At 46.8% G+C, this 23,421-nt stretch carries 20 protein-coding genes; 3 read left to right on the plus strand and 17 right to left on the minus strand.

The genetic code is table 11. From position 1 onward, the window contains the following. Positions 1–177: 177 nt before the first annotated feature. From QZL67_RS04170 to QZL67_RS04195, 6 genes are all read right to left on the minus strand, one after another. A complete protein-coding gene (locus QZL67_RS04170; protein ID WP_022289506.1) occupies positions 178–1,554 on the minus strand; it encodes a P-loop NTPase fold protein in 1,377 nt (458 codons plus the stop codon). Positions 1,555–1,603: 49 nt separating this feature from the next. Beyond that, complete coding sequence (locus QZL67_RS04175) at positions 1,604–3,001, minus strand: P-loop NTPase fold protein (protein ID WP_292919840.1); 1,398 nt, start codon at positions 2,999–3,001, stop codon at positions 1,604–1,606. 883 nt (positions 3,002–3,884) lie between these two features. Further along, entirely contained in the window at positions 3,885–4,490 is a 606-nt protein-coding gene (locus QZL67_RS04180; RefSeq protein ID WP_022289509.1) for a hypothetical protein, read from the minus strand. Positions 4,491–4,582: 92 nt separating this feature from the next. Beyond that, complete coding sequence (locus QZL67_RS04185; RefSeq protein WP_022289510.1) at positions 4,583–5,461, minus strand: hypothetical protein; 879 nt, start codon at positions 5,459–5,461, stop codon at positions 4,583–4,585. 200 nt (positions 5,462–5,661) lie between these two features. Then, on the minus strand, positions 5,662–6,621 hold the full coding sequence (locus tag QZL67_RS04190) for a hypothetical protein (protein WP_022289511.1): 960 nt from the start codon (positions 6,619–6,621) through the stop codon (positions 5,662–5,664). A 390-nt stretch (positions 6,622–7,011) separates the two neighbouring features. Next, complete coding sequence (locus QZL67_RS04195) at positions 7,012–8,100, minus strand: hypothetical protein (protein ID WP_022289512.1); 1,089 nt, start codon at positions 8,098–8,100, stop codon at positions 7,012–7,014. Positions 8,101–8,235: 135 nt separating this feature from the next. Between QZL67_RS04195 and QZL67_RS04200 the strand changes: the two genes are divergently transcribed. Beyond that, positions 8,236–8,403, plus strand: a complete 168-nt coding sequence (locus QZL67_RS04200; protein WP_306765923.1) for a helix-turn-helix transcriptional regulator — start codon at positions 8,236–8,238, stop codon at positions 8,401–8,403. 30 nt (positions 8,404–8,433) lie between these two features. On the opposite strand, the gene QZL67_RS04205 is transcribed toward QZL67_RS04200, so the two are convergent. The 5 genes from QZL67_RS04205 to QZL67_RS04225 form a co-directional block, all read right to left on the minus strand. After that, a complete protein-coding gene (locus QZL67_RS04205) occupies positions 8,434–9,342 on the minus strand; it encodes a hypothetical protein (protein WP_022289514.1) in 909 nt (302 codons plus the stop codon). 181 nt (positions 9,343–9,523) lie between these two features. After that, positions 9,524–10,180: a helix-turn-helix transcriptional regulator gene (locus QZL67_RS04210; RefSeq protein ID WP_022289515.1), complete on the minus strand. Its 657-nt coding sequence runs from the start codon at positions 10,178–10,180 to the stop codon at positions 9,524–9,526. Positions 10,181–10,306: 126 nt separating this feature from the next. Continuing rightward, positions 10,307–10,735, minus strand: a complete 429-nt coding sequence (locus QZL67_RS04215) for a hypothetical protein (protein ID WP_022289516.1) — start codon at positions 10,733–10,735, stop codon at positions 10,307–10,309. After that, positions 10,732–12,249 (minus strand): nucleotidyltransferase/DNA polymerase involved in DNA repair, encoded by a 1,518-nt coding sequence (locus QZL67_RS04220; RefSeq protein WP_022289517.1) that lies wholly within the window; start codon positions 12,247–12,249, stop codon positions 10,732–10,734. The genes QZL67_RS04215 and QZL67_RS04220 overlap by 4 nt, the downstream gene beginning before the upstream one ends. A 1,107-nt stretch (positions 12,250–13,356) precedes the next feature. Beyond that, a complete protein-coding gene (locus QZL67_RS04225; protein WP_022289518.1) occupies positions 13,357–14,424 on the minus strand; it encodes an S-layer homology domain-containing protein in 1,068 nt (355 codons plus the stop codon). A gap of 498 nt (positions 14,425–14,922) precedes the next feature. On the opposite strand from QZL67_RS04225, the gene QZL67_RS04230 reads away from it, so the two are divergent. Beyond that, positions 14,923–15,759 carry a hypothetical protein gene (locus QZL67_RS04230; RefSeq protein WP_022289519.1) on the plus strand — a complete coding sequence of 279 codons (837 nt, stop codon included), beginning with the start codon at positions 14,923–14,925 and terminating at the stop codon, positions 15,757–15,759. Between the two features lie 254 nt (positions 15,760–16,013). Beyond that, positions 16,014–16,376, plus strand: coding sequence for a transcriptional regulator (locus QZL67_RS04235; protein ID WP_292919844.1), 363 nt, complete (start codon positions 16,014–16,016; stop codon positions 16,374–16,376). Positions 16,377–16,467: 91 nt separating this feature from the next. On the opposite strand, the gene QZL67_RS04240 is transcribed toward QZL67_RS04235, so the two are convergent. The 6 genes from QZL67_RS04240 to QZL67_RS04265 form a co-directional block, all read right to left on the minus strand. Further along, the gene (locus QZL67_RS04240; protein WP_022289521.1) at positions 16,468–17,034 is read right to left on the minus strand and encodes a tyrosine-type recombinase/integrase; all 567 of its coding nucleotides are present in this window, start codon (positions 17,032–17,034) and stop codon (positions 16,468–16,470) included. 218 nt (positions 17,035–17,252) lie between these two features. After that, positions 17,253–18,482 (minus strand): TniQ family protein, encoded by a 1,230-nt coding sequence (locus tag QZL67_RS04245; RefSeq protein WP_022289522.1) that lies wholly within the window; start codon positions 18,480–18,482, stop codon positions 17,253–17,255. Beyond that, on the minus strand, positions 18,476–19,837 hold the full coding sequence (locus QZL67_RS04250; protein ID WP_022289523.1) for an AAA family ATPase: 1,362 nt from the start codon (positions 19,835–19,837) through the stop codon (positions 18,476–18,478). The genes QZL67_RS04245 and QZL67_RS04250 overlap by 7 nt, the downstream gene beginning before the upstream one ends. Before the next feature lie 22 nt (positions 19,838–19,859). After that, positions 19,860–21,599 (minus strand): DDE-type integrase/transposase/recombinase, encoded by a 1,740-nt coding sequence (locus QZL67_RS04255; protein ID WP_292919846.1) that lies wholly within the window; start codon positions 21,597–21,599, stop codon positions 19,860–19,862. Positions 21,600–21,601: 2 nt separating this feature from the next. Next, complete coding sequence (locus QZL67_RS04260) at positions 21,602–21,988, minus strand: hypothetical protein (protein ID WP_022289525.1); 387 nt, start codon at positions 21,986–21,988, stop codon at positions 21,602–21,604. Between the two features lie 288 nt (positions 21,989–22,276). Then, positions 22,277–22,957 carry an N-6 DNA methylase gene (locus tag QZL67_RS04265; RefSeq protein WP_292919848.1) on the minus strand — a complete coding sequence of 227 codons (681 nt, stop codon included), beginning with the start codon at positions 22,955–22,957 and terminating at the stop codon, positions 22,277–22,279. Positions 22,958–23,421: the final 464 nt, after the last annotated feature.

The following is a 23,421-nucleotide window of genomic DNA, read 5'->3' on the forward strand; positions in this document are numbered from 1 at the left end:
CGGATGGAAATACAAAAAAAGAGCCCGGGGGAACGAATTCCCTCGGGCCCTTTCGGGTCAGGTTATGCGGGACAATGTGTCCGTTTTGCGTGGGACGAAGACACAGTCCTTTGAGGCAATTCATTCGGATAACCGTATTCTAACACTAGAACTGCCTCCTGGCAATACCTATTCATTTTATATTTGGTCAAAATCAGTCAACGGAGATAGCACGGACGTAATTCGCTCGACTTCTTCTCTTGTCGTTGCGGTAAATAACATCTGTCCAATTTCAAGAGGACCATTTGCATTAAAGTTATATCTTCCAAAAAGCACCTTATATATTTTATCAATTCTCTCCTCTATAGACTCCGTTTCCTTTCCTGCTTGGCTAATTATACCCCCGCCGGTGGCATAGCTTTCCCCCCAAGACAGGAGTAGTCTGGTGTCCAATATTACACTGGTGTTCATTAAAATTTCTTTCAAGGGGCCAGCATCGTCCCCAGAAAGGAAATCATTAAACTTCTTGATATTATGCATCTGGAGTCCTAACATAATGGGAACAAAATAAGTAGCGGAAAACAACACTGCGTTACGCCCGGGAGAGCCCGGCTGTATTTTTTGAGCGACATGCTCCACTATTTTGAGGAGTCGGATATAACGCTCCATTTCCCGCAGAGAAAACTGGTAATACTTGATGACCTCCATGCCAACGGTGCTTACCAGGTCATTTACCCACATATTCAGGCGATTCTTCAAGAAATCTTCATAATTAACATGAGGAAGCGTAAGCCGTATATCAAAGAATTTATCCAAGTATCTTGTCGAGTTGAATTCCGAGCCGTAATAACTTTTCACCGTCCATTGTAACTGCGAAAGGCTTACGGAAAAGACAAAGGTAACTCGTTCATCGTCAAAATAATGCTTAATCCGCTCCAGAAAACGAATCGCGTAGTCTGGCTTGCATCGGTCAAGTTCATCAATAAAGAATACAAGGCGGTTTCCTTGTTCTTCTATCAGATAATTGATAAAGTCCCGGACTAGGCTTTCTAAATCAACTCCTTTCTGCATGTTCTCTAATTCGTTGCTTTCCTGTAAAGCTTTCAGAGCATCAGATACACCTTTTCCGGTCAGCAGGTCCGCAATGCTTGATGCCGCCTGGCAGAGACCTCTTTCTCGTTCTGGCGAATAGTCACTCTGGCCGCTCCGAATAGCTTCATAAATCAAAGACAGCAGCGGGTCTTCGTGGTTGTCATTGGCCCAGGCATCATAGTAAACAGTCGTATAGCAGTCCGGGCAAGTAAACTGATTTGGAATGAGCCCCTTTACTTTTAGCCGCATTATCTCAGGCAGATTCGACTGGGGATTCTCCGCGTCTAAAATCAGTTTTACCTGTTTGACAAAGAACGTCTTCCCGGAACCCCATTCTCCATTAAGCGCAATGGAATAGCAGCTATTCTCCATATGGGAAAGCAACTCAACAAAGCGAAAAACATCATCAGAACGACCAATGGGGTTTGCCTTCAACATCTCATAGGCGTTTTCATCAGTTGGAGCCAAGCTATAATTCTTCATAGGGTACCTATCTCTCTTTCTCTCATGTTAACCTACGTATGCGGAATTGTTATCTTATAATTTTCAAAAGCCTGAGAACTTCTCGAAATTCTTGAACACAAGACCTGTCCCATTTTGGAAGCCCTGGGCTCTGCTCACACATTTTTCCATTGCCGTACACATCCTCAGAATAGCAAATCAGAAGCCGAGGAATATCCATGGCGTCCGGGAAGTAAACGCTCGTGGCTCCCATTTCCCGTAGAATTGTAATCTGATATTTCCAGTGTTCTTTTGCATAGGCAACAAACTTGTTAGGTAAGGCTTCCTCTGCAAATGCAAGAATAAATTCATCGTGGGTATGTTTCTGAAAGAAAATAGGTATCCTGTTGCTTCTTGGCGCCATATGAGAAAAGACCACCATCAAGAGTTCAAAGCACAAATATGAGTAGTCCTTCTTTTTGTCCTTGAAAACAAGCCTGTGTATGGTTTCTATTTTTTTAATGAGATGCTCCTGTGTTCTCATATCCATTTTGCTGAAAAGTGCGCTTACATAATCGGATATCTCCGGCCACGGTTCCAGCAGATTCGGGTCAAAAAGGGAAACATATTCATGATATTTTTCGAAGAAACCAGAATTTACTGAACCAATATCTATGGGTATTTCAAAGTCAATAAACTTTCTCAAATATTCGCTGCTGTCGGTTTCTTCTCCAAAAATACATTTAACAGTTCTCTCCAATTGCCCGCCATCCAGAGTCAAAATCACAATCGTATTGTCTAGTCCGGCAAACAAATGATGTAGTCGTTCCAATATTTTTATGGCATAATTAGGCAAACACCGGTCTAATTCATCCACCACAATCACAACTGTAGCCTGACTAGATATTTCAGACATTTGTTTTCTAGCTTCATCTATTGTTTTCTTAAAAGCATAATACTTATCGTATTGCTGCTGTTCTTCTTGTTTTTTCTGCCATTCATCCGCTTCTTCTTTTACTGTATCGGAAACTTCTTTCACGTCTATTCCGGTTTTGTTTCTTACAATGGAATAAGCAAGCTTTTTCATGACACCCAATGAAATCTCCAGAGCTTGCCCCATTCTCCCCCTCATTTCCGGGCTTAGAAGGTGTCTTTGCTCGTCTAAACTATCCTGCATTGCTGCCACAATAGCAACTAAAGGCTCTTCGTAGTAATTATACTGCCAGCAGTTATAATGAAAGGTGACAAATTTTCCCGTGCCTTCGTAATCCTGTAACTGCTGCTCTAATTTTTTTATAATATAGGTTTTCCCTGCTCCCCACTTCCCGTTCAATGCAAAGGTGCAGGAACTCCGTACTTCAGACAAAGTGTTCAACAAATCCAAAACCTGCGCAATAAGCTCTTCCCTACCCAGGATATCGACGGGCAATGCTTCTTTTCTACGCTCATTGTCTTCATGTCTAACTATGAAAGCCTGCTCCTCATTCACAAGAACCACCTGCACTTTCCTGTATTTTCCCATAAAATCAAATTTACTCCAGCTTCGCCCAAGAACAAATTCTTCTGGATATCTTCATTTTATCAAATTATACCATATAGGCGTTCTTGTCTATGGTTGTATTCAAAACTGTACCGGGGGAGAACAAGGGGGTTCTGTATCTCTAAGCAGTATATCGTTGTCCTCCTTCAGCAGGTACCACAGGCTGTAATCAGTGGTTTTCTATTTCAAATCAAACGACGTATGTAAAAAACTACCCTGTGTGTTTTTAATTTGAAAGAATGAGCAGGGAAAGGTATCTGCCCATCCCTGCTCAGCTAGCTAGATTTATTTATTTGTGTTTTTTCCCAGGAGTCTGAGACAGAGCGCTGCCTGCTGCCGCTTTTGCGGAAGGACTATATCTCCCATCGCGCAAAATTTTAGAAGCGACTTTAGCAACTTTAGCACTTGTCTGCTTCGTATTTTTTCCCACCGATATCTCACCTCCTTCTTTTCAAATCTTTTCAGAGTTCACCGAGGGTAAATCGTTTTGACTCTCGTCTTGGTGGTCTTCCCGTTGCTGACAGTCGTCCGAATCTGAATTCCAGAACCAACCCGGCGGACGCTGCTCGTAGTACGGATTCGAATTGTCTTCGTAGCCATAATTGAATCTCCTTTCTTTTGTGTTACAGGGCATATTTTCCAGCCCTGCTATAATCAGCGGAGATGTAGCAAGAGACAGCTTCCTTCCGCGACTATACCTCTAATGGTTTCATTATTTTTTAGTGAAACCATGTCCAAGAATTATGGCTTGAAAAGCCATGATTCCAACATATAGTGGTTTCACATTATTTTAGTGAAACCCTTTTGATAAAAAAGTCCTTCTCGGACCTTTTTATCCCTCCGGAATGTAGTAAACAAACTGGCGTCCAGTCTCATCGATGGATTCAGAACGGCAAACCAATCGCAAATCATACAATTTTTTCAAACGGTTTGCTGCATTATTACCGCCCTCAATTTCCAAAGTATCTGCCAAAATCCTTGCAGTAACACCACAGGCTGTCTTCTGGATAACTTCGAAAGCTTGCTCCAAACTTTTTTCTATGTGTCCTAGAATCTTATAGGAGCCTTCTGAAAAGAGCAAAATATTTAATCGTGGAATATCCGATATTTGTTTTTTAATTCTTTCGTTTCGATACGCTAACGCCGCATTTATATTTTCTAATACACCAACTTCGCAATGGCTTAGTCGCATCAAGACATTGTCGAGAGATAAGATTTTGCTTTGCAAATTCAATATAAACTGGTCAGCAAACGAAGTATCACAAATCGTAACACTTTCAAAAGAGCAGTCAATAATTGAACCGGCCTCCAAAGAATTTCTTGTGTCACTTAAAACACGAGATAGCATTTTACCTGCTAAATCCCTCGACGTAAGAACATCTCTTAATCCAACTGCCTCAGCATATTGGCATACCCGGAGGGAAAGCACATTATCCATCTGCTTAACCTCCCTTCATGGGGTATCATTTTTTTGAAATGAAACCCTATATTTGCATCTTAAACTAGTTTTTCTGACTTGTCAAGGGATTTTTAAAAAAGAAATGCCGTCTGTGTACCTAACAATCGTTCTTTATGATAACGCCGATTTCTTCGTACCTCGTCCTCGTCATACACGCAGTGAATGGAAGCCCCTCCGGAGCGAATGGTAAGATGCCCCTTATTTTTCTTAAGAACCTCTGATACCCTTCTAAATCCCATACCTCCTTCTCCATCACTACGACAACTATATCCTTTTAACGCCAACTCAATTGCACTCATATCTGTTTGAGCGATGTTCCAGCGTCTGTTAAGGCTTTCTCGCATTCCAATTCCAGCATCACCGAACGCAATAATAACTCTTGGCTTATAGCACTTACTTCCAATAGGATAATGAGGCTGGTATTTTTGAATTGTATAATAACATAAAGGAGAATTTCCCTCACAGCGTTCACTGTGGTCTAAACTATTATTAACGATTTCCATTACGATGTTTGCAGCATCACGACAGAAATCGTCAGACTCCTCCGGAAACCACTCCCTCAAATGCTTCATTGCTTCGGCCGTTGCGCATCCAAGTTGCGGTCGATTCGTGATTTTCTCAAGAGGAATAATCGTTTCATTATCTCTTCTTGTGTATCCCCAAAGCATAGGGGGCATCATCACAGATATAAATTCTACTTGTTCTATTTGAAGTCGTCTCAAATAGAATGCTCTATCCTTAGGAATACCTGACCATACTACTTTCTCTCCGCTCTTTCCAAAAAACATTTTACTAAGAACGATAAGCTGTATAACAGCCCCTGGGCGGAGATATTCAACTTGAGAAAAATCAATAGTAACCCTTTCCCCACTTTTTACTGCAGATAGCTGCTTCAAGTACCTATCAACATTACTATCAATATATTTTTGATTTTTAAGTTGAATTTCCATATGTCACCTTGAACTAATACTTACTTTTGGCCAAGATAAGCACAGGCACTTCTTGTGCTCATTTTAAGTTATAATACCATATTTTGTGTTTAAAGACAACCTCAATCATATTTGTGGTCCAATGCAATTAAGCTTTTTATTAAGAAAGAACCGCCGGGGACATTACCCTCGGCGGTCCTTTGTTGTCTGAGCCTACATTCTTACGGCTTGTAGTCCGGATAAAGTTTCTGCATCCAAGCCATAAATTTCTCTTCCGTCAGGCCGGACTCATTCACAGCGTTGGAAAAAGAGAGCAGTCCGCGATGTACCAGGGCGCACAGTTGCTCGATGGCTCCTTCTATACGACCTTCCTTACGGCCCTCTTCGCGGATTCCGGCACTCAGGTTGCACATGTTGTCAAACATCTCCTTCCGCGATTTCGTTTTCCTGATTCCAAATTTCTCCTCAAGGATATCTACCTTTTCGATACCATTCAGCGTTCTGGAAAAAATCGTTCCCAAAAGCTGATGCAGTTGAGACCCACTGCAATTGTCTTCTCCAGCTCCCAGACAAACCAGCACGACGGTACAAAGGTCGTAGCACATGTCATGGGAAAAGTGTCCATAGAGGTCTTCTTTTGCGAGTGCAAACTTTACGATGGTGTTCTCGGCGTCCGGCGGGCAATTCAGGCAAATCCAGATGCTGTATACCTTCTTGAGCTGCCCATAGTCTGAACCTGAAAATTCAGAATTCTCCTGCTCCGAAAGCATCTGCCCGAGGTAAAATACACCGCGTTCCGTCAGGTCATACCCAGGATTAAAACCGTTCTGAAGTTCCAGGTCAATGAAAATCTTTTCGTGTTTTTCATCGGGTGTCACAACGAAAAAGCGGACATCAAAATCAACCTCGTCCCCATATTGGAACTTGGTCTCCGTGGGGATTCCGATGATGGATTCCGGCTGATTCCCAGGGTGAATCGGGATGCGAGACACCTCGACGGGTCCTTCGATACACTCCTGAATAACATCCAGCGGCACGTCCCGAAACTCGTCTGTAGTTCCCTTTAACACCCACGCACCCAGCCCTTTATCACGAAAGAGCCGTTTTGCGCAGTCATCATACTGGGCATCCTTCCCGGACAGTTCGAGCTCGTTTGACAGGTATGTTTTTTCTCCGTCCATTGGCGTTCCCTCCTTTCTTAGAAAGTCAGTGAGGGAACCCCATAGGGCGCCCACGCTGCGATACATGGGCCGTCCCATATGGATGCACAAATGCTCAGACAAATTCTCCCTTCGTCCAAACAAAAGCGCATAACATAGTATGTGTGTTTCTGAGTCCCCACAAAATTGGGATTACCATATACAGCATAGCAGAAATATAATCCCGCTTCAAGAAATCGTTTCTACTGACATCTTTATCTATATAATTTCTCTGGATAGGAAATCCCAAGCATGGTAGCCCGGGTGCAGCAGGTTCAGGGAGATACACCAGAAACAAAATAGCCATAAGGGGCATTGCTATGCGTTGTAGAAGGGATATCGGTAATCCCGCCATCCATGATGTTCTTATCTTTAACTAATCACGATTTTCTCCTGCAGCGCGTAAATTTGCCTCAATCCACAGGTCCAGTTGTCTTTTAGAATTCCATCCAAATTGATAACTGGGACCCTCTTTCGTCTTGCATAGAGCAGTCCAGAGCGTCTTTCCCACTTCAAGTCACAAAGCACAATATCCGCTGAGTCAATCAGAGCTCTTCGTTCTGCCAGAATTCTGGATACATAAGGCCTTCCCTGCTCCGTGGCCGGCACTCCGTTGTAATCTTGCAGCTCCATGAAATGGACAGTATTTGCCTGGAGTTTTTGAAATCGATGCAGGATGGAGGCGAAATCATGATTTTGTCTTGTGGAGCGCAATGATAACAGGAATGTAGTAACGCCGCAAGCATCGCGAAGATAGTTCAGGGCCTCATTAAGAAGTATCATCTTCTCTTTAGATGGCTGCGTTTGCATAAATCCAAATACTGCGCATTGTCGGCTGGAAGGGGCTGGTAAACGCAATATCTGAATGATTCGGTTCACCGCATTCGTTTCATAGGTCCTCACGGTCGTCGGGGATACCCCTAATTCCCTGGCTATCTCTACTTTCGGTTTTCCATGCAGTCTTCCGAGGATAGCGATGCGTTCCCACCAGACAAGGGATGATATTTTTTCCCGGGCTTTTGCTAAGTCCTCCTGCATACAAAGGTTGATACAGCAGTCATGTTTTTGGCTTAAAGCGTATTGATATGTTAGGGTGTCCTCTCTTGCTTTGCAAAGTAACAGGTCCATATATGTGACTATATAATCTGCTTGGTCAATCACCCACCGATGCATATCTTCCTTTACCGGCAAATGCACCACAGAAGTGAACCGTATTCGGCTTGCTGCATAACACTGGTCTTTCCCTGCATAAACACCGATGCTCACAATTTCCTTTTCCGGACATGATGCCTGCAGCCTTCGGACAGTCCACTCGCAAAGCCGAAGAAAGGGTGTGTCATTGTCAAAGATGCATTTTATCTGACTTTCCTTTTTAAAAAGGCGCTGTAATACTCGCTTCAAGCGTCTCTCTACCTCCAACGACACCAGTTCAGACCCCTCAGTAAATGCAATGACCATCATGGCCTCCCCTCCTTTCAATCCATATAGATACATTTTTCAGTATATCATGGTTTAAACTTTCCGCAGATAATGAATACAAATCATTTATCTGCGGGGAGTGATATGGTGGTCAGTTATGCGCCGCTCTGGAGAACCATGGAGGAAAAAGGCGTGACGACTTACAATCTTATTGCGCAGCATGGCATCAACCCGAGAACCGTCAACAATCTCAAGCATAACCGGGGTATTACCGTGTATACGCTGGAACGCCTTTGTGAAATCCTCCACTGCACACCTAACGATATTATCGAATTCACTCATTAACCGGCCTCGTCGTAAAGGGGCCGGCTTTTTTCATTTTGGTAAGCGCAGCAATTCACTGTCTGCAAAATCCGGATAGTAATGAATACAGTTTACAATCCGCTTCTCGCGGTCCTGCTCTGTCTCTTCTTCCGATTCCACCGGGTAACCAAACGCCGCCAGGAGGTCCGAGAGGACGTCTCCTTTGCCATGCCCGGATAATTCCAAAGAGTTATACCAGAGAACATATTCCGGGCAGTGAACGTTCAGATAAGTCTCCAAAGCCTCTTTCCCATAAATGTAATTCTTCAATCCGCTCTTTGCTCCACTGTCAAGCAGTTCAAATAACGCTGGGGCGATATTGGAACCTCTAAAATAACGGTAGACCGCTTCCTCTGCCCCCATCTGCAGGTCTGACTCGCAGGATTGTCCATATTCCTTTACCACATCCGGAAGGTCAATAGACCATATAGGCTGGGCCAAGGCCAAAACCCATTCGCAGTGTTCGGTCTCCAAGAAGAAAATTCCTTCCGATGCCTTCTTCCAGCGTATGGTCAAACCCCAGGGTGTCGTTCTCGGGGGAATATGGCCTCCATAGTATTCCGGATACCGCTCCGCATCGTAGACAGCGGTACAATAGATGCTTTCATAGTTGCCCAGTGTGATGCCCTGCTTGATTTTATACCGCATGATTTCAAAAGCAACCAGCTCCCAACCGCTGCCCTCCACTTCATGCTCGAATTCATAGGCATCCTCCCCAATCAGCCTTCCATAAGCGAGGACTTCCAGGGAAATGATATTGGGTACGGCTGCCGCTGTCACCACATAGTGCTCCCGGCAAAAGTGTTCCGTTGAAATGTTGGTTGTAACATGGAATACCCCAGGGCACTCTTCCTGCACTCTTCTGACGCTCCCCATACCCTCGTCCAATTGAAAGGGCAGCTTTTGATTTCCTGCACACATAGCTTGCCTCCTCATGCTTATTTTCAATGTTAACCATTGAATATGTATATATTGCGTCAGCCTACAGGGGGAAAAATGTCATATACAGTCGAATATAATGCAGAACACGGGAAATGCGCCTGTTTTCATACAGCACATTTCCCGTGTCATATATTGCAGAATTAGTTGATATGCGTCAAATTTAGAGATTATTTCTCATATATCGGCTCAGTTCCAGCAAAGTTTTAATTTGGCGGGGCCGTAAATCCGCTATCCTGGCATCCGGATAAGAGAGCTTCTGAAGAAATGGCGCAAGCAGATACTCCGGGGATATATGGAATGCCTCGCAAAGATGCAATACCGCCGGCAGAGTAGGGTCATATTGACTGGACTCATAGCCCTGCATGGTAGCTCGGGACACCATGCACAGCTTAGCAAGCATATCAATATTCATACCGCTTTCCATACGCAGCACATGAATCCTAATCCCCAAAGGGGCGCCCATCATCCAAGGCCGCGTTTCGACAGTATCCCGAATGTAAATGTCCTGAAACTCCACTAATTTCTGTGCGTTCTGCCCGTAAAGGCCATCTGTCAAGGCAGCCAAGTCCCGGACTTCGTCCATTTCAGTCCGCCAAGGAAAGAGGCTATCTAGCAGCAGGTTCGGAGAAATTTGAAACGTATTGCAAAGATTGAGAAATCGCTTGAGATTCGGACATTGATGGCCGAGCTCATAGCTCTGAAGCGTATATGGAGAACCATTAAACGCTGCGGAAAAGATTTGGCGGCTCTGTCCCAGGGACTCCCGATAGTTCCGCAGATTTTGTCCAAATATTTCATTGAGTCGGGCATCTGCCATGATAGCACCACCAGAAATTCAGATACATTTATGGTATCTGGTTTCCAGTCGTGCAATATGCACGTTTTCAATGATTAACTTTGAAATTATATCTATGTGCTGTCTAGCATTACCAAAAACTTCATTCTAAATTCGATTTTGATTTCCTTCACCTGTAAAGATAATACTTCGAATATTATCAATGAGGATTTGCCGCCTGTCCATCATTTGGATATACCTCCCCGTCATATCCATCTTCCGCACGATGCCGCGGACGGTCACATAGGCACCTCCTTCTTTCCGGCTATCCGGCTCAAAGTAAGTGATGGCCACCTGGGGCTGCTCCTCCAAATGGTCCCGGAGCAAGCAGAGCTGCCGGTTCAGATTCTCCCGTTCATCCTCTCCCGGGTCTGCCCAGGCATCGGTCTCCCGCTCCGTTTCCGCAATGGCAGCTCCGTGCCCGGTCAATGCTGCAAAGGGGCTGAACTGGGCCGCCCGGTCATGCATGGACATCTGCGGGTGCCGCTGCGATACAGGGTGAGGAAGATTGATGATGTCGTCGTAGGGTCCACTCATGCCTTGTGACCTCCAATCTGATTGTTCCGCTCTTTTGCCGTGGCGCCATCTTCCAGGCTGGATGCCTTCAAAATCGCGTTCTTGCCGAATTTCTGCTTGATGCCCAATACCGCTTCCTGGATTCTCCGTTCTTTCTCCAGGGCGGCATCTTCCTCCTCCGCCGCCTTCTCCAGAGCCGCATAGTCGGTGAAGAGGTCCAGTTGCTGGGGAACTTCCTTCTTTTTTACGGTGCTCTCCTCCACCAGCTTGTTGGCGCCGATGGTGATACGCCGGATGGTGAGCTTCGGGTCCACGCATTTCTCATATAACTCCAGAACCGCCTCGGTAATCAGTTTCGTGGAAGATGTCTGGCGGCGGAGGTTCGCGGTCCCATGGGCGTGCTTCGGAATTTTCCGACCATACATATCCGTTTTGGTCTCTCCATGATACCGGCCGCTGTCGATGTTTTCCCGGTCATAACCGATGGTCAGCTCCAGTTGGTCCGTTGCCATTCCCTTTTCCAGAAGGTCCAGGGAAACCATCTCCGCCATCTCCCGCACCACCAGTCTGGCCTTTTCATAGGGATAGGGATACTGCAGCACCTGACCGGAGCAGATGCAGCGGTTTTCCGGGCGGTAGGCTTTGACGTCGGCAATGGTGCAGGGTTCCCAGCCCCAGGCGTGGTCAATGAGAAGCTCTGCGTTGATGCCAAAGAGCTTATAGAGCAGGTCCTCATTGTAGTAGTCCGTGGGCTTTCCAATGGAGCACCGGGCAATATCTCCCATGGTGTGGAGGCCCAGGGCCTCCAGCTTTCGGGCATACCCCTTCCCCACTCTCCAAAAATCCGTGAGGGGCCGGTGATTCCAGAGAAGCCGCCGGTAAGTCATCTCATTGAGCTGGGCGATACGGACTCCGTTTTTATCCGGCTTGATGTGCTTGGCCATGATATCCATGGCGACTTTACAAAGGTACAGGTTGGGACCAATGCCGGCGGTAGCGGTGATGCCCACGGTATGCAGCACATCCTGGATAATGGTCCGGGCCAGCTCCCGGGCCGTCATATGGTAGGTGTCCAGATAGTTGGTGACGTCCATCATCACCTCGTCAATGGAATAGACAATGATGTCCTCTTGAGAGACGTATTTCAGGTACACTTCGTGAATGCGGGTGCTGTATTGGATATAGAGGGCCATCCTGGGGGGCGCCACAATGTAGTTGAGGCTCTCCTCCGGGTGTGCCTGGGTCACGGTATTGTCATAGCCGCCATGAAGAAGGACATGCCCCGGAACCTGCCGCCGGCGCTGGGCATTGACGGCATCCACCTTCTGGATGACCTCGAACAGCCGGGCTCTTCCTGGGATGCCATAGGATTTCAGAGAGGGGCTGACAGCAAGGCAGATGGTCTTCTCTGTTCTGGAGGCATCCGCCACCACCAGGTTCGTGGTCATAGGGTCCAAGCCGCGTTCCCTGCATTCCACGGATGCGTAAAATGATTTCAGGTCAATCGCAAGATACTGCTTCCCTTTTCGAGCCATAGTTGTCGCCCCCTTCCATCGTTTTGTTACGTTTCATTATACCATAAACGCTTTAATCGAACAATCGTTCGTCTTTGGAAATTGGGTACCATGTGAGGGCTCTTTTGTTTATTTAGAGATTACATATCCCGCGCAGCCATCAAAATCCTCCAGAATGGCTTTTTTAAGGGCTTCTAAGCGCTTTTCCACCTCATAGGTATCCCGGGGAGCCTTCGCCATCGGGCCACAATTGTAGGCCTTTTATACGTAATCTGCTGGTAGTCCGCACATTTGTACGAAAAATACTATGCCCCTGTTTTTTATGGCTTCAAACAGGCCCGCTCAAGATATAATATCAAAGTTTCCATTTTAGGATGCTCACGTTTTCGCCCGCGTAAAGCAGGCGGATGCCGAAGCCATCTGATTGTTCCTGTGGTTGAGGTTTGTCGCCGCCCGTGGTGACGAACTAATATGCTGGAGATTTCTCATATTGGGGCGGCACTTGTTTTAGTAGACTTCAATACTGTCCTGTGATTGATTTTGTGCCCGGCCCAGTGGTGAAAGACTTGGATGAAGAGAGTTGCTCATATTGGGGCCGGGCTTGCAGGGGAATTTCTCGCTGAAATGAGTGAAATTTTTTATAAAATGCAAAAACATTGTGAAACTGCACAAATTTCTCTCAAATGACCCTCAGCGACCCCGTAATCTACCCTCAGCGACCCCTCAGAAGGGGTTTTGCTGTTTTTGAGGGATTTCGATTACCTACGGCCCCCTGGAAAAGGGGGCCAAAAACCGCCAAATGGCCCTCAAATGGGTGTCAGCGACCCCGTAGGAGGGTGTCATACGGGGTTTTCATTTTCAAAACCCCAACGGACACCCCGCTGACCCCCTGCTGACCCCCGTATGACACCCAAATGACGCCATTTTGGACCTACTTTTCTTATAGGAGACCCCGTGGGTACCTACGGGGTTTTGAACTGTTTTCGGCCTCATTTTCTATTCCATAAAATCCCAGTATTTGTGCAAAATGACAGTAAGGTGATTTGATTATTTTTGTGTGTATATTCCTACAACGTGTAGGACCAAAAAATAGGTAAGGCTGTGCTTATATAAAACACAGCCTTGCTTTTAATGTAAATCACGGATAAACGTCTCATGAATCCAACACGGTTCTCTCCCTTTTGGACGCCATTCCCACGCAAAAATCTGTTTGAAAGGTTTTTCATTTTTCGACCATCTATAACGACAGATGTAGCTTACAGACAAGGTCTTTTGGGGGGAAATTTCACCGCTGTCCAGCAATCTCCAGAAATTACGAATATCCTCCCGCAGTTCATCTTGGCTCATACAGATAAAAGACAGGTTAGGATATTCATTTTCAATTTCACGAAGCAACTCCAAGACATTCTCCTTGGTAATAGCCTTGCCGTTGCTCAGAGTTCCGGTAGTCGTCTCAATAGAAGTACCAGACTCCTCGGTCGTACCGGGATTCTCAGGCTTGGTAGTCTCCGCGGGTGTCTCCAGCTCAGCAGAGGGAGTAGAAGTGGTCCCGTCCTCGAGAAAGGCTTCCAGCCGGCCAATAACAACACAGCCCTGGGCACGATTCATCGGCTTTTCACCACCGAAAGTACCATCGCTATAGCCGCTCAGCACACCGAGAGCATAGCAGGCAGCCACGGCATCCTGATAGTCGGGCGAGATAAAGTGCCAGTCAGACATCTTGCTCTGTGCAGCGGTCATATCAGCGGCATTGGCACTCTTGCCGAACTCACCCAGGATGTTGTACATCAGAACAGCCATCTCATAACGGCTGATGGAGTATCCGCCGCGGGTTGCCCAATTGTTGGGGTCAGACAGGTTGGTTCCTTCCAGCAGACCACGGTCATTTAGCGTTTTGAGGTTTGCCCAATACCAGGGCTGGCCGTCGTCAATCTTCTGGTTAGCTGCCACGTCCTCCGGGAAAAACGCCCGGGACAGCATCACCGCGAACTGGTTCTTGGTAACAGAATTAGCAGGCTTGAAGGTGCCGTCGGAATAGCCGTTGGTAATGCCCTTATCTACGGCCGTTTCGATTTCGTCAAACGCCCAATGGGAAATCGGTACATCGGAGAAGCTGGTCTCTTTAGTCGCCAGAGCTGCTGGAACTGCCAATGTAAGAATCAGCATAGATAGAAATACGGCAAGTATTCTTTTCATGTTTATCTCCTTCCTTCTACTAATAAAATAGGCTGCCGGAAAAGTTAGAGTGTTTTTTCATTTATTTACCGGAAAAGTTAGACGGTTCATAAGAACGGATTACCGGAAAAGTTAGGGGCTTCGAATGGGGATATTGGTGCTGCATCGTAAGTCAGCACTTTTGCGAATATATCATTTTTTCTAAGTAAAGTTGTAAAAAAGGCGGGCTTCTTGCTGATTTTTGATTTCAATATATCCTGTGTTCCAGTAAGGCTGCTGCGGTATTAAGAAGGAAAAAATTGGACCGCTTTACTCAATTACAAGCGCAATTCTTCATATGCAAAAACGATTTCAATCGAATTCGTACACACTATATATAAGAGACAATATATAGAAGCTTTCAGAAATATATGGAAACCTTCAGCAATATGCAGAAGTCTCCAAAGGAATGGAGCCTCCCCAGCCTTTCAAGATTTCCATGTATGCCTTGGACTGATGTACGAAGGAGAACGAATCGACATGTGTAAAGAAGCCGAAGAAAAACTCATTGCATACGTTACATATGACGGAGGACTATTGGCTGTATCCAAACCTTCCGTCGCCTCTCTGGAACCTATTGAGAAGCGCAGACCCGACAACATCCAATCTTCGATAGCCAATATGCTCATAACCTGTATGGCCAATCCATTTGAGTATTGGGTCACCATTGCATTCGATACTCTAAATGACATAGAGGCTTACCGCCACTGGAGAGAAAACCACACACGCTTGCTACGATATGTGGAGATTGCTGTTCAAACCAAAGGCAGAATTCCCTTTGAACGCCCCAATGATAAGCGTTGGCATATTCACGCACTCATGAGCGGTATCCCCGCGCAAGAACTGAAAGTCAAACCTGTTAAGAAACCCCTGGACACCAAAAGGAAACATTCTGAACCGAAACAGAAGTATAGCTGGTGGCCTGTAGATAACTATTTTTATGGTTACATTACAGATGTACAGCGCATTGGTGACCCGACTTGGCTAGGCACTAAAATCGAGCAACCTGGAAAAGCCATCTATATGGTGCGTCAGTTTGAAAATCCACAGTCTTCTATGTTTTCCAGCAACCGCCGTCTCTTCAACCGCAGTCATAACTTGGAAACTTCTCTGCCTATCATTGACTCCAGAAGCATTCCTCATTCGGAATGCGTCTGCAAGTTTCAGAATTACCCTACCTTTCCTTTTGGCTGCCTCACTGTTGACTACCTGCATTGTGCATATGCTCCCCACCTCATGGAAGCAGAAAGACTCTTATTCAAAGATTACTCCCACTGGGCTGTTGGTACCTTGCTTCCTCCTGGGGCTCCGTTTTGATTTCTTCACTGCTGTCTGCAGAATCTGTCGTTGCCTTTCCTGCTTCCATACCTGCCAGGAATACCAGAACTTTTGCTGCGTCTGCCTCCGAGAGCTTCATGATAGCGTGAATCGCGCTCTCTTTTGCGTTCATGAAAATCCCTCTTTTCTTTCAAAATTCACTAAATGTAATTATAATATGACATTGTGAATCTGTCAACAAAAGTTGACTCAGTGAATTTCTTGTGATATATTTTTCCCAGGCGGTGATGAAGTTGTCAAATACGGATTTGCATACCCGTATCAAATATATCTTAAAAGCCTCTCATTTAAAGCAAAAAGAGCTTGCTTCCATTCTGGATGTCTCTCAGAGCTATGTTTCCGGATTATGTACCGGCCGCAACAGGGGAATCTCCCCCACTTTGGCAGAGCGGTTGGAAAACCGACTTGGGTATAGTGCAGCTTGGGTCCTCAAGGGGCAAGGTGAAATTATGGCACCACAAAGCAGGCTGCAGAAGCTCTCCGCGACACATCGAGCTGTCATTGCCTTAATTGATAATTTATCAGAGCCTCAAGCCAAAGCGGTTCTTGCTTTTATTCGGACTCTAACGGAATTAGACGATGAATCTGCAAATTAGCTCTTTGGCAAAAAAGTTCCCTGCACGGATTCTCTTTCTGTGCGGGGAACTTTTTTGATTTTCTTAGCTCTTTCTATTTTTTGAAGTTCTTCTATATGTCCAATTGCAAATGCCGTTCAATGGCTTCTTCTATCTCCTGCGGCTGAATTCCGATATACCTCTGGGTCACAGCGGCAGAACTGTGCTGGAGGAGTTGCTGAACCAAAACGATATTATACCCGCTGTCCCGGTATATCTCGGTCGCGTAGAATTTCCGAAAGCTGTGGGTACTGACACCAGATATGCCAAGATACTCACATACAAGCTGGAGCTGCTTCTGTACAGCCCGCTCCGTAATAGGGAAAATCACCTCTTCGCTCTCTATCCCGTGGTCCAGGCAGTAGCAGCGAATGAACTGATAGAGCATCAGAGGAACAGTAAATGTCCTGCTCTTCCCTGTCTTCTGTTCTTTGATGTCCAGCCGGTACCGCTCTCCATCCCGCAGGATATCCCGGAGCCGTAGTTTTAGAATATCTGAAATACGAAGCCCGAGATTCGCCTCCAGTATCAAGGCGGTGGCTATCCGTTCATTGGGCCGGCAGCCACAAAAGCCCTTTCGTATGGTGGAGATGATTTCCCGGTACTGTTCTGCTGTCAATGCTATGGTCTTCTTATTCATGGCCTTCCTCAACAGTTGAAATTTCTCGCATATACGAACTTTTGCTGCTATAAATACGAACTTTTTCCCATATAACGCAAAATTCCTTGCAATCACTGGATTTTACCGTTCGTATTTCCTAACTTTTCCGAACGATTGCCCAACCGCCGGATATACTATCAGTTTCCTTCCGCTGAATTGGCAAACGACTGAGAGTGACTTCCAGTACCTTTTGATTCTCATGAGTTCCCGGACGATTGAAGACATTCTTTTGCTGCCTGTAAAAGAACAGTCCTCGCATACACTGCTGTCTGCCCACCTCCATTCTTCTTAGCAGCAAGCTCAATCTGCTTTTTCTCTTCCCTCGTCAAATTGAGCCTCAGCGACTCGGTTCTCTTCATATGGCTTCGCCCATTCTGCTTCCAGAAAGGCTGGATACCATATTTCCTGGCTAAGGTATCAACTTGTGCTGGGCGGAGCTTCATCTTTCGGGCCAACTCTTCTTTCCGGTATACGATACCCTGTTCCCGGAATTGCAGCAGTCTCAATAGACATGGGTCCTGGTATTCCATCAATGCGCCAAACAGCTCCTCCGCCGTTAATCCCGCCATAACAGCGAGAAGCGCATATCGCTCAGGAGATGTCAGCGTCCAATTACAGAGCCGGTAGAGAATCGGGGCGCTGACCTTTGAAAAGTACCGCACTGCCACAGCTTCACCGTAGAAATCACGCGCAGCCTGGTACACCTTTGAGGAGTCCAGCGATTCCTTCTTCTGTGTTTTCGATATTCCCAAGCCCATCTCCAGCAGCTTGATGCGGAGATTACTGTCTTCTCGTGTGGGTTCATATTCAAATGGCATATTTAAAAACGCATCCAGAATCAATGTGAGCGGTTCCTGCCAATGTTCTTCCATACCTCCCGGCCGGTCATTCGGTTGAATCGTACATAAGGGAAGATAAAGTTCTGACAGGCTTGAATACTTTACACCATGTTTAATCAAATGGCATTTATGCTTTATACAGCAGGGCGTCAGCGGAATTTGATGTTCTCGATGCCAATAGGGCTCTCCGTACCGCTTGATGTCCTCCTGGTAACAAAGCGGGCAGTATTTAAGTCCTTCCTCCCCTTCTACCCCAAGCAGGTCGATGGAAGTAAGGCCGCCTGGTTTTCCTTGCAGCAGGGACTGGAAAACCTGTTCTTTTTTCATCGCAGGGTAAAACCGAAGGTAATACGGCATGAGCGTATGTTCCAGCAAAATCCTTTTGATATCCAAGATGCCTTCAGGCAATTTAGAAACCACCTGGTAACAGGAGCTTCCCGGAAAGAGCCTCCCATGAATTGCTTTTCTGGCGCCGTAGAGCTCCCGCGAGGCCGTAGCAAAGTTGCGATACCCTGTCCTGACAAAATACCGGCACAGAACGGAATACCACCACTCCCCGGGGTACGGTGTTGGAAAATGGGTCAGCATTTCTTTTCTGGCCGCTCCAGAAGGCCAAACTCCGTCAGATGGTGTAGGATGTCCCTTCCGTTCCTGTAGGCTGCCAGAAGGTCCTCCCTGTCCCTCTGAGCAGCTTTTCTTCCCCTTTTATTGGCATACTGCCGCGGAACATCCTGTCCATCCTTCGCCTGCTGCTCCCCTGTTTCCCAGCCGCCTGGTTCTACCTCAACTTCAAAATCCGAGAGAGATGTGCCGCCGGTATAGGTCTTCGGTACCCTGAGCGTCAAGATGTCGATGGCCCGCTGCATTGTTCTTTCGCTGATGGTGCTCTCTCCCCGCAGCAGGACCTGTGCCTGGGTTTCCTGAAAGATTTTGATGATATATGCCGGGATGCCGCCGGACCAGTCATAGAGCTTGTTAGCCAGCTTATCGGTCAAAGCGGTCTGCTGAGGTGTCAATTGATAGGGCCATATCTGTTCCAAGAAATTCCGATATACGCCGTCAGGCTTGAAAGGGAGAAGTCTGATGCCCCGCGTCCGCCGTTTCAAATGCTCTTCGGCAATAAACAGTTCTTCAGCAAGGGGCGTCCCGATGAAGTAGATTCCTGTGCTGGTATCGTTGGTGAGCTCCACGAGGAACCGGATAAGAGGTTTGACCTGTTTGTTCTTCTGTGCTGTTATGACAGCATTTTGAATTTCATCCACCAGAATGAGACCCACATGATGTGTTATGCATAAAATCTTCACCTGCGTTGCCAGGGCGCTGGCAGAGGAGGTCCGAAGCGAGGCAAGGCTCTCTATATACCGGGAGCCAATTGCGCTGTCCAGAGCCGCCAGAACGTTGAGGGCAAGGGTTTTCACGGAGCAGTCCGATGGACATTCCACGAAAAGATAGAGAACTTGCTTGCAGAAGCAGGCCTGTCCCTGATATTTAATGTGTTCAATTACCTGCGGCATAACGGAGAGGCACCGATGCACAGCGGATGTCTTTCCGATACCGGGGACTCCCAGAATGGAGCCGCTGTCCGCCTGGGTTGCATAAGACGGTATCTTCTGGCCTGTGAAAAGCGCATTGGTCCGCCGAATGCCTTCCAGAACAGTTCTTCGCATATAAGTTCCACGGATGGCCCGATAGAGCTGGTCGTAGATAATATACATATAGCTCAAAGGAATAAAGATTGCGGATAACAGCGGCAATGCCTGTCTCCGCTCCTCTGATGTCATTTCTGCCAGATTCACAGGCAGTTGCGGACTGCTGCGGATAATTTTAAAAAATTCCTCTTTTGACAGCAGCGCCGGCAGAGCAGCCAGGAAAGGGTTTCCCTCCGATGTGCTGTCGTTGTCATAGATGGCATTTGCCTTCTGTCTCAAAGGGTATTTTTGCATATACGTTGTTTTCCCCCCATTGTCATGAGAGCTTTTCTTTCTCTTCCTTCTGGTTCTTTCGAATGTTGCTCCCGTGCTGCCGCTCGGGCACGCTTTGCTCTTTGGCAGTTTCCTTTACTATCTGCCGAATTGCCCTAAGAGACGCCGCACTGGCTTCCGCCGCTTGGGCTTGATGCTCTCTCTTTGTAAGCCTCTCGGCCTGCCGTACCATATCTGACTCGGCAAATGATAAGCCCATGAAAGCCTCTCTGCCGCTCTCTAAGCGGCATGGACGGTGTTGGCCATCCGGGGATACCAGGTATACCTCCCCCGTGTCTGAGGGGTTATAGGCGAGCGTATAGGTGCCTCCCAGGGTCAAGCCTTCCAAATCTAAGGGGCTATACCAAAAGCCATTGATATGGAAACCCTTCCGCCTAAGTTTTTCAGACAGGCGAGGCAGCGTTTTCCGATATAACTCGTTTTGAGGCACCTCCAGCATACATGGTGCCGCATCCAGCCACCTCTGCGCCGGTGTCCTCCCATCAGAGAGCAGCCTACCACCATTCAAATAAAGAACCGCATGGATTATGACTTGCGTGAATTCCTCCAAATCCAGGACGGCTTGTGCCCGGTAGTCTATCGCCCATCGTTCCTGAGCATCCTCCTCAATTACCCCTTTTCCTCTCAAAAGCGGCTTATACCGGTTCTGGAGCAGGTCGAAGGCCTTCTCAACGATTCCCTTCTGGTCTGGGCGGAAGGGCGGTAGCGTCTGTATCTCAAGGCCATAGCAACGGCATAGCTCCTCCATACGAGAGCCGCAGAACTCACGCCCCTTGTCTGTAATGATTTCACTGGGGAGCCCGCAATTTGGCCATAGCTCAGGAGTAATCTCAATTTCATGCTGCCGACAGAATAAAACCTTGTCCTCCGCGGCTTGCGCAAGACACGCCATCACTGCGGACTCGTCGCAGGAAAACCCGACATAAATACCCGCAATCAGTTGTGTAGCCGTATCAACCGCCATGTAAATATAGGGCCGCCCGACAACTGTGCTCCGGTCATACCGGGACACCAGATAGACGTCCGCCTGGGTAGCATCCATCTGATAGCTCCCCGGCTGAGAACGCCAAGCGGATACGGAGCCAAAGGTTGGACGATGGTCCCGTTGGTATCTGGTCAGTCCTTCTCTGGAAATGGTCTTTTGAGGGGCTTTATGAAATCCCCGCCTATAAAAGTAGTGCCTGAATTGTTCCCATGTCGGTTTTTCTTCCGATACGCTTCCCTGCTCGTCCATGAATTTTTCCAGTATCATCATGTCATAGGCGGTTCGGAGAGAGAAGCGTTTTGCCGAATAATAGTAGGTTCGGATAGCCCAGTCAAACACTTCATTCCTGGTGAGCGGCTTCTTGGCCTTTGGAACGGATGTCCTTCCGGTTGCCAGAAATCTGTAGTAAGCCTCCAACACCCGTCTGGATGTGGTGCGATGTCTTGCCGCAGATTCACCCGCCAGGGTGCAGCGCAGCGCTCTGTCCCGGATGCAGGCAGGATTATCCAATAATGACTGTATCAAAGCCTGGCGCTTTTGTTCCGCCGGTGTCTTTTTCAATGTCTGTACTTCTATATAGGCTTCTGGTGCCGGGACCTTTTGAAATTGCCAAAGTTGTTCGCACACGATGAAGAGTGGTGCTGCCGGCTCTGTGTATGAAATAATCCAGCAGCCAGCATCCTCCTCCACCAATACCCGAAAGATGGTTCCCGTGCGCATTAAAAAACGCAGCATCATTTCTATTCTCCTATCACGACTGCCTTCCAGTCCTCGATATTCAGGACTTTCCAATATCTTCGTGAGAACTCCAATCGCTCAATGACAGCCCTTTTCTTCAAATTTGAAGAAAACACCAATTCCCGAATACCTTTTCGGCCATCTGCGTATTCCAGCAGGAAGTCGGACGTCCACCTCTCTTTAAAGTAATCTCGACGAATATCAACTGGCGATATATGAACATATCGTCCCATGTCCAAGAGAACGCCTGCCTCATAGGACTTGACGTTCTCCTGCTCCTCCAGGGATTTTGCATAGTCTCTTGCCTGCCGACTATGAACGCAGACCATCTGCTGGTTTTTCTGACTGAAAAAACGGATATCCCGTGTCTTGATTCCCTCTCGTTCCATATATGCCTGCCTTCTCATTCAGCGAAAATTTCCGTTCATAAATTCACCTAATCAATGGTTCTCTTACCGGAGCGTCTGCAGCTTATGTAATCTGCGTCCTCCTGTTTCCAAACCTGCAGTCGGTTCTCTGCCACCAACCCACCTGTCAAGATATTGGAGGAGCGGGACAGCCTCCTATCAGTCCGAAATAAATCGCCATTTCTGCTCCGACCGAACTGAACATGGCTGTCCCGCAACCTGTGTTCAACGATGCTGCATCTCCTATAGCCTACATCTCCCCTTTCATCATCAAAGGTCTTGAATATACTTTGCCAAGCGACGTGCCTGCCAGGTCCGGTGATAGTAAGCTGGCGTACACCATGCCTCTTCCGGTGCAATCAAGGAAAGTTCCTTCAATGACCGGTTCAGGTTGCCTCCTGTCATAATGTATCCTGCGATTCCGAGAAAAGATATTTGAATATAGCACATCATTGCCGTGGTGAAATCTGGTTCCAGGCCAATGCAGAACAATCGCATATGAGGATTCCGATTCATGGAGGTCATCTGATTGAACGCGGCTATCAGCATGGTTCCTGAACCGCAGTTGGGGTCGCGCAGCGATGTAAATGGATTTGCAACGGTTTGCTCTAAGCAAAACTGTGCTGCGCTTTTCGCCTCGTCATAAGGGGTGAGGTACAGTCTCTCATCTTTGCTCCACTGGAACTGCGAAAAAAGTTCCCCCAAATAATCCTGGTTGGGATTTTTTTCGAGTACATCTGCTGTTCTGTCAAAAAGCTCCTGCATCATCCATATTTCCTGGCTGCTGTATTTCTCTAAAATAGATGCTTCGAGTTCCTCCCGGTCATCCCGAAAATCCAACTCATTGGAAATTGCAATAGCTGAAAGTGCGACGAAATCGTCCCACACACTGCGAGGGGTCCTGGTTACGCACAGGTGCTCAAATGTTTTCTCAAATTCTCTGTCCATCATAATGCCTTCTTTCCTTCAATTTTTGACTTCATTCTTTGAATTAAGCGGAATTTTTGCTGTATCAGACCGGAAATTTTGCAAGATTACTTTAGTAAGTGAAAGAATTTAGGCGAGTTTTTTTGAATGAGAGCCAGAAGCCATACGGAAATTTGCTGCTTAGACGCAAATTCTCGGGTTAAATCTTTCCTTCGTTAAAAAATTGGGAGTAAAATCGCTGCTTATCGCTAGAAATTACCTTAAATTTTTGACTTCAGTAGGAATTAACCTGAAAAATTGATGTTCTGAAACCGCAAAAACTCAGAATAATTCAAATTTTGATGTCAAATTCTCAAAATAAATGGAATTATGGAAAACTTCTATGTTTTCATGCCAACGAAAACCCTGCATTTGTGCCACTGATTTTGGAGCTCTCCCATATCCCCCTCCCCCCTTCCGGAAACCTCCAAAAAAGGGGCCGATAACTG

The sequence above is a fragment of the Oscillibacter sp. CAG:155 genome, from assembly GCA_000436875.1.
In the GTDB taxonomy this organism is placed as follows: domain Bacteria; phylum Bacillota; class Clostridia; order Oscillospirales; family Oscillospiraceae; genus Oscillibacter.

Coding starts and splice junctions, on each gene's coding strand:
- QZL67_RS04170 (WP_022289506.1), bottom strand. CDS start 1,554: ATGAAGAATTATAGCTTGGCTCCAACTGATGAAAACGCCTATGAGATG.
- QZL67_RS04180 (WP_022289509.1), bottom strand. CDS start 4,490: ATGGATAATGTGCTTTCCCTCCGGGTATGCCAATATGCTGAGGCAGTT.
- QZL67_RS04185 (WP_022289510.1), bottom strand. CDS start 5,461: ATGGAAATTCAACTTAAAAATCAAAAATATATTGATAGTAATGTTGAT.
- QZL67_RS04190 (WP_022289511.1), bottom strand. CDS start 6,621: ATGGACGGAGAAAAAACATACCTGTCAAACGAGCTCGAACTGTCCGGG.
- QZL67_RS04195 (WP_022289512.1), bottom strand. CDS start 8,100: ATGATGGTCATTGCATTTACTGAGGGGTCTGAACTGGTGTCGTTGGAG.
- QZL67_RS04200 (WP_306765923.1), top strand. CDS start 8,236: ATGGAGGAAAAAGGCGTGACGACTTACAATCTTATTGCGCAGCATGGC.
- QZL67_RS04205 (WP_022289514.1), bottom strand. CDS start 9,342: ATGTGTGCAGGAAATCAAAAGCTGCCCTTTCAATTGGACGAGGGTATG.
- QZL67_RS04210 (WP_022289515.1), bottom strand. CDS start 10,180: ATGGCAGATGCCCGACTCAATGAAATATTTGGACAAAATCTGCGGAAC.
- QZL67_RS04215 (WP_022289516.1), bottom strand. CDS start 10,735: ATGAGTGGACCCTACGACGACATCATCAATCTTCCTCACCCTGTATCG.
- QZL67_RS04220 (WP_022289517.1), bottom strand. CDS start 12,249: ATGGCTCGAAAAGGGAAGCAGTATCTTGCGATTGACCTGAAATCATTT.
- QZL67_RS04225 (WP_022289518.1), bottom strand. CDS start 14,424: ATGAAAAGAATACTTGCCGTATTTCTATCTATGCTGATTCTTACATTG.
- QZL67_RS04230 (WP_022289519.1), top strand. CDS start 14,923: ATGTGTAAAGAAGCCGAAGAAAAACTCATTGCATACGTTACATATGAC.
- QZL67_RS04240 (WP_022289521.1), bottom strand. CDS start 17,034: ATGAATAAGAAGACCATAGCATTGACAGCAGAACAGTACCGGGAAATC.
- QZL67_RS04245 (WP_022289522.1), bottom strand. CDS start 18,482: ATGCTGACCCATTTTCCAACACCGTACCCCGGGGAGTGGTGGTATTCC.
- QZL67_RS04250 (WP_022289523.1), bottom strand. CDS start 19,837: ATGCAAAAATACCCTTTGAGACAGAAGGCAAATGCCATCTATGACAAC.
- QZL67_RS04255 (WP_292919846.1), bottom strand. CDS start 21,599: ATGATGCTGCGTTTTTTAATGCGCACGGGAACCATCTTTCGGGTATTG.
- QZL67_RS04260 (WP_022289525.1), bottom strand. CDS start 21,988: ATGGAACGAGAGGGAATCAAGACACGGGATATCCGTTTTTTCAGTCAG.
- QZL67_RS04265 (WP_292919848.1), bottom strand. CDS start 22,957: ATGATGGACAGAGAATTTGAGAAAACATTTGAGCACCTGTGCGTAACC.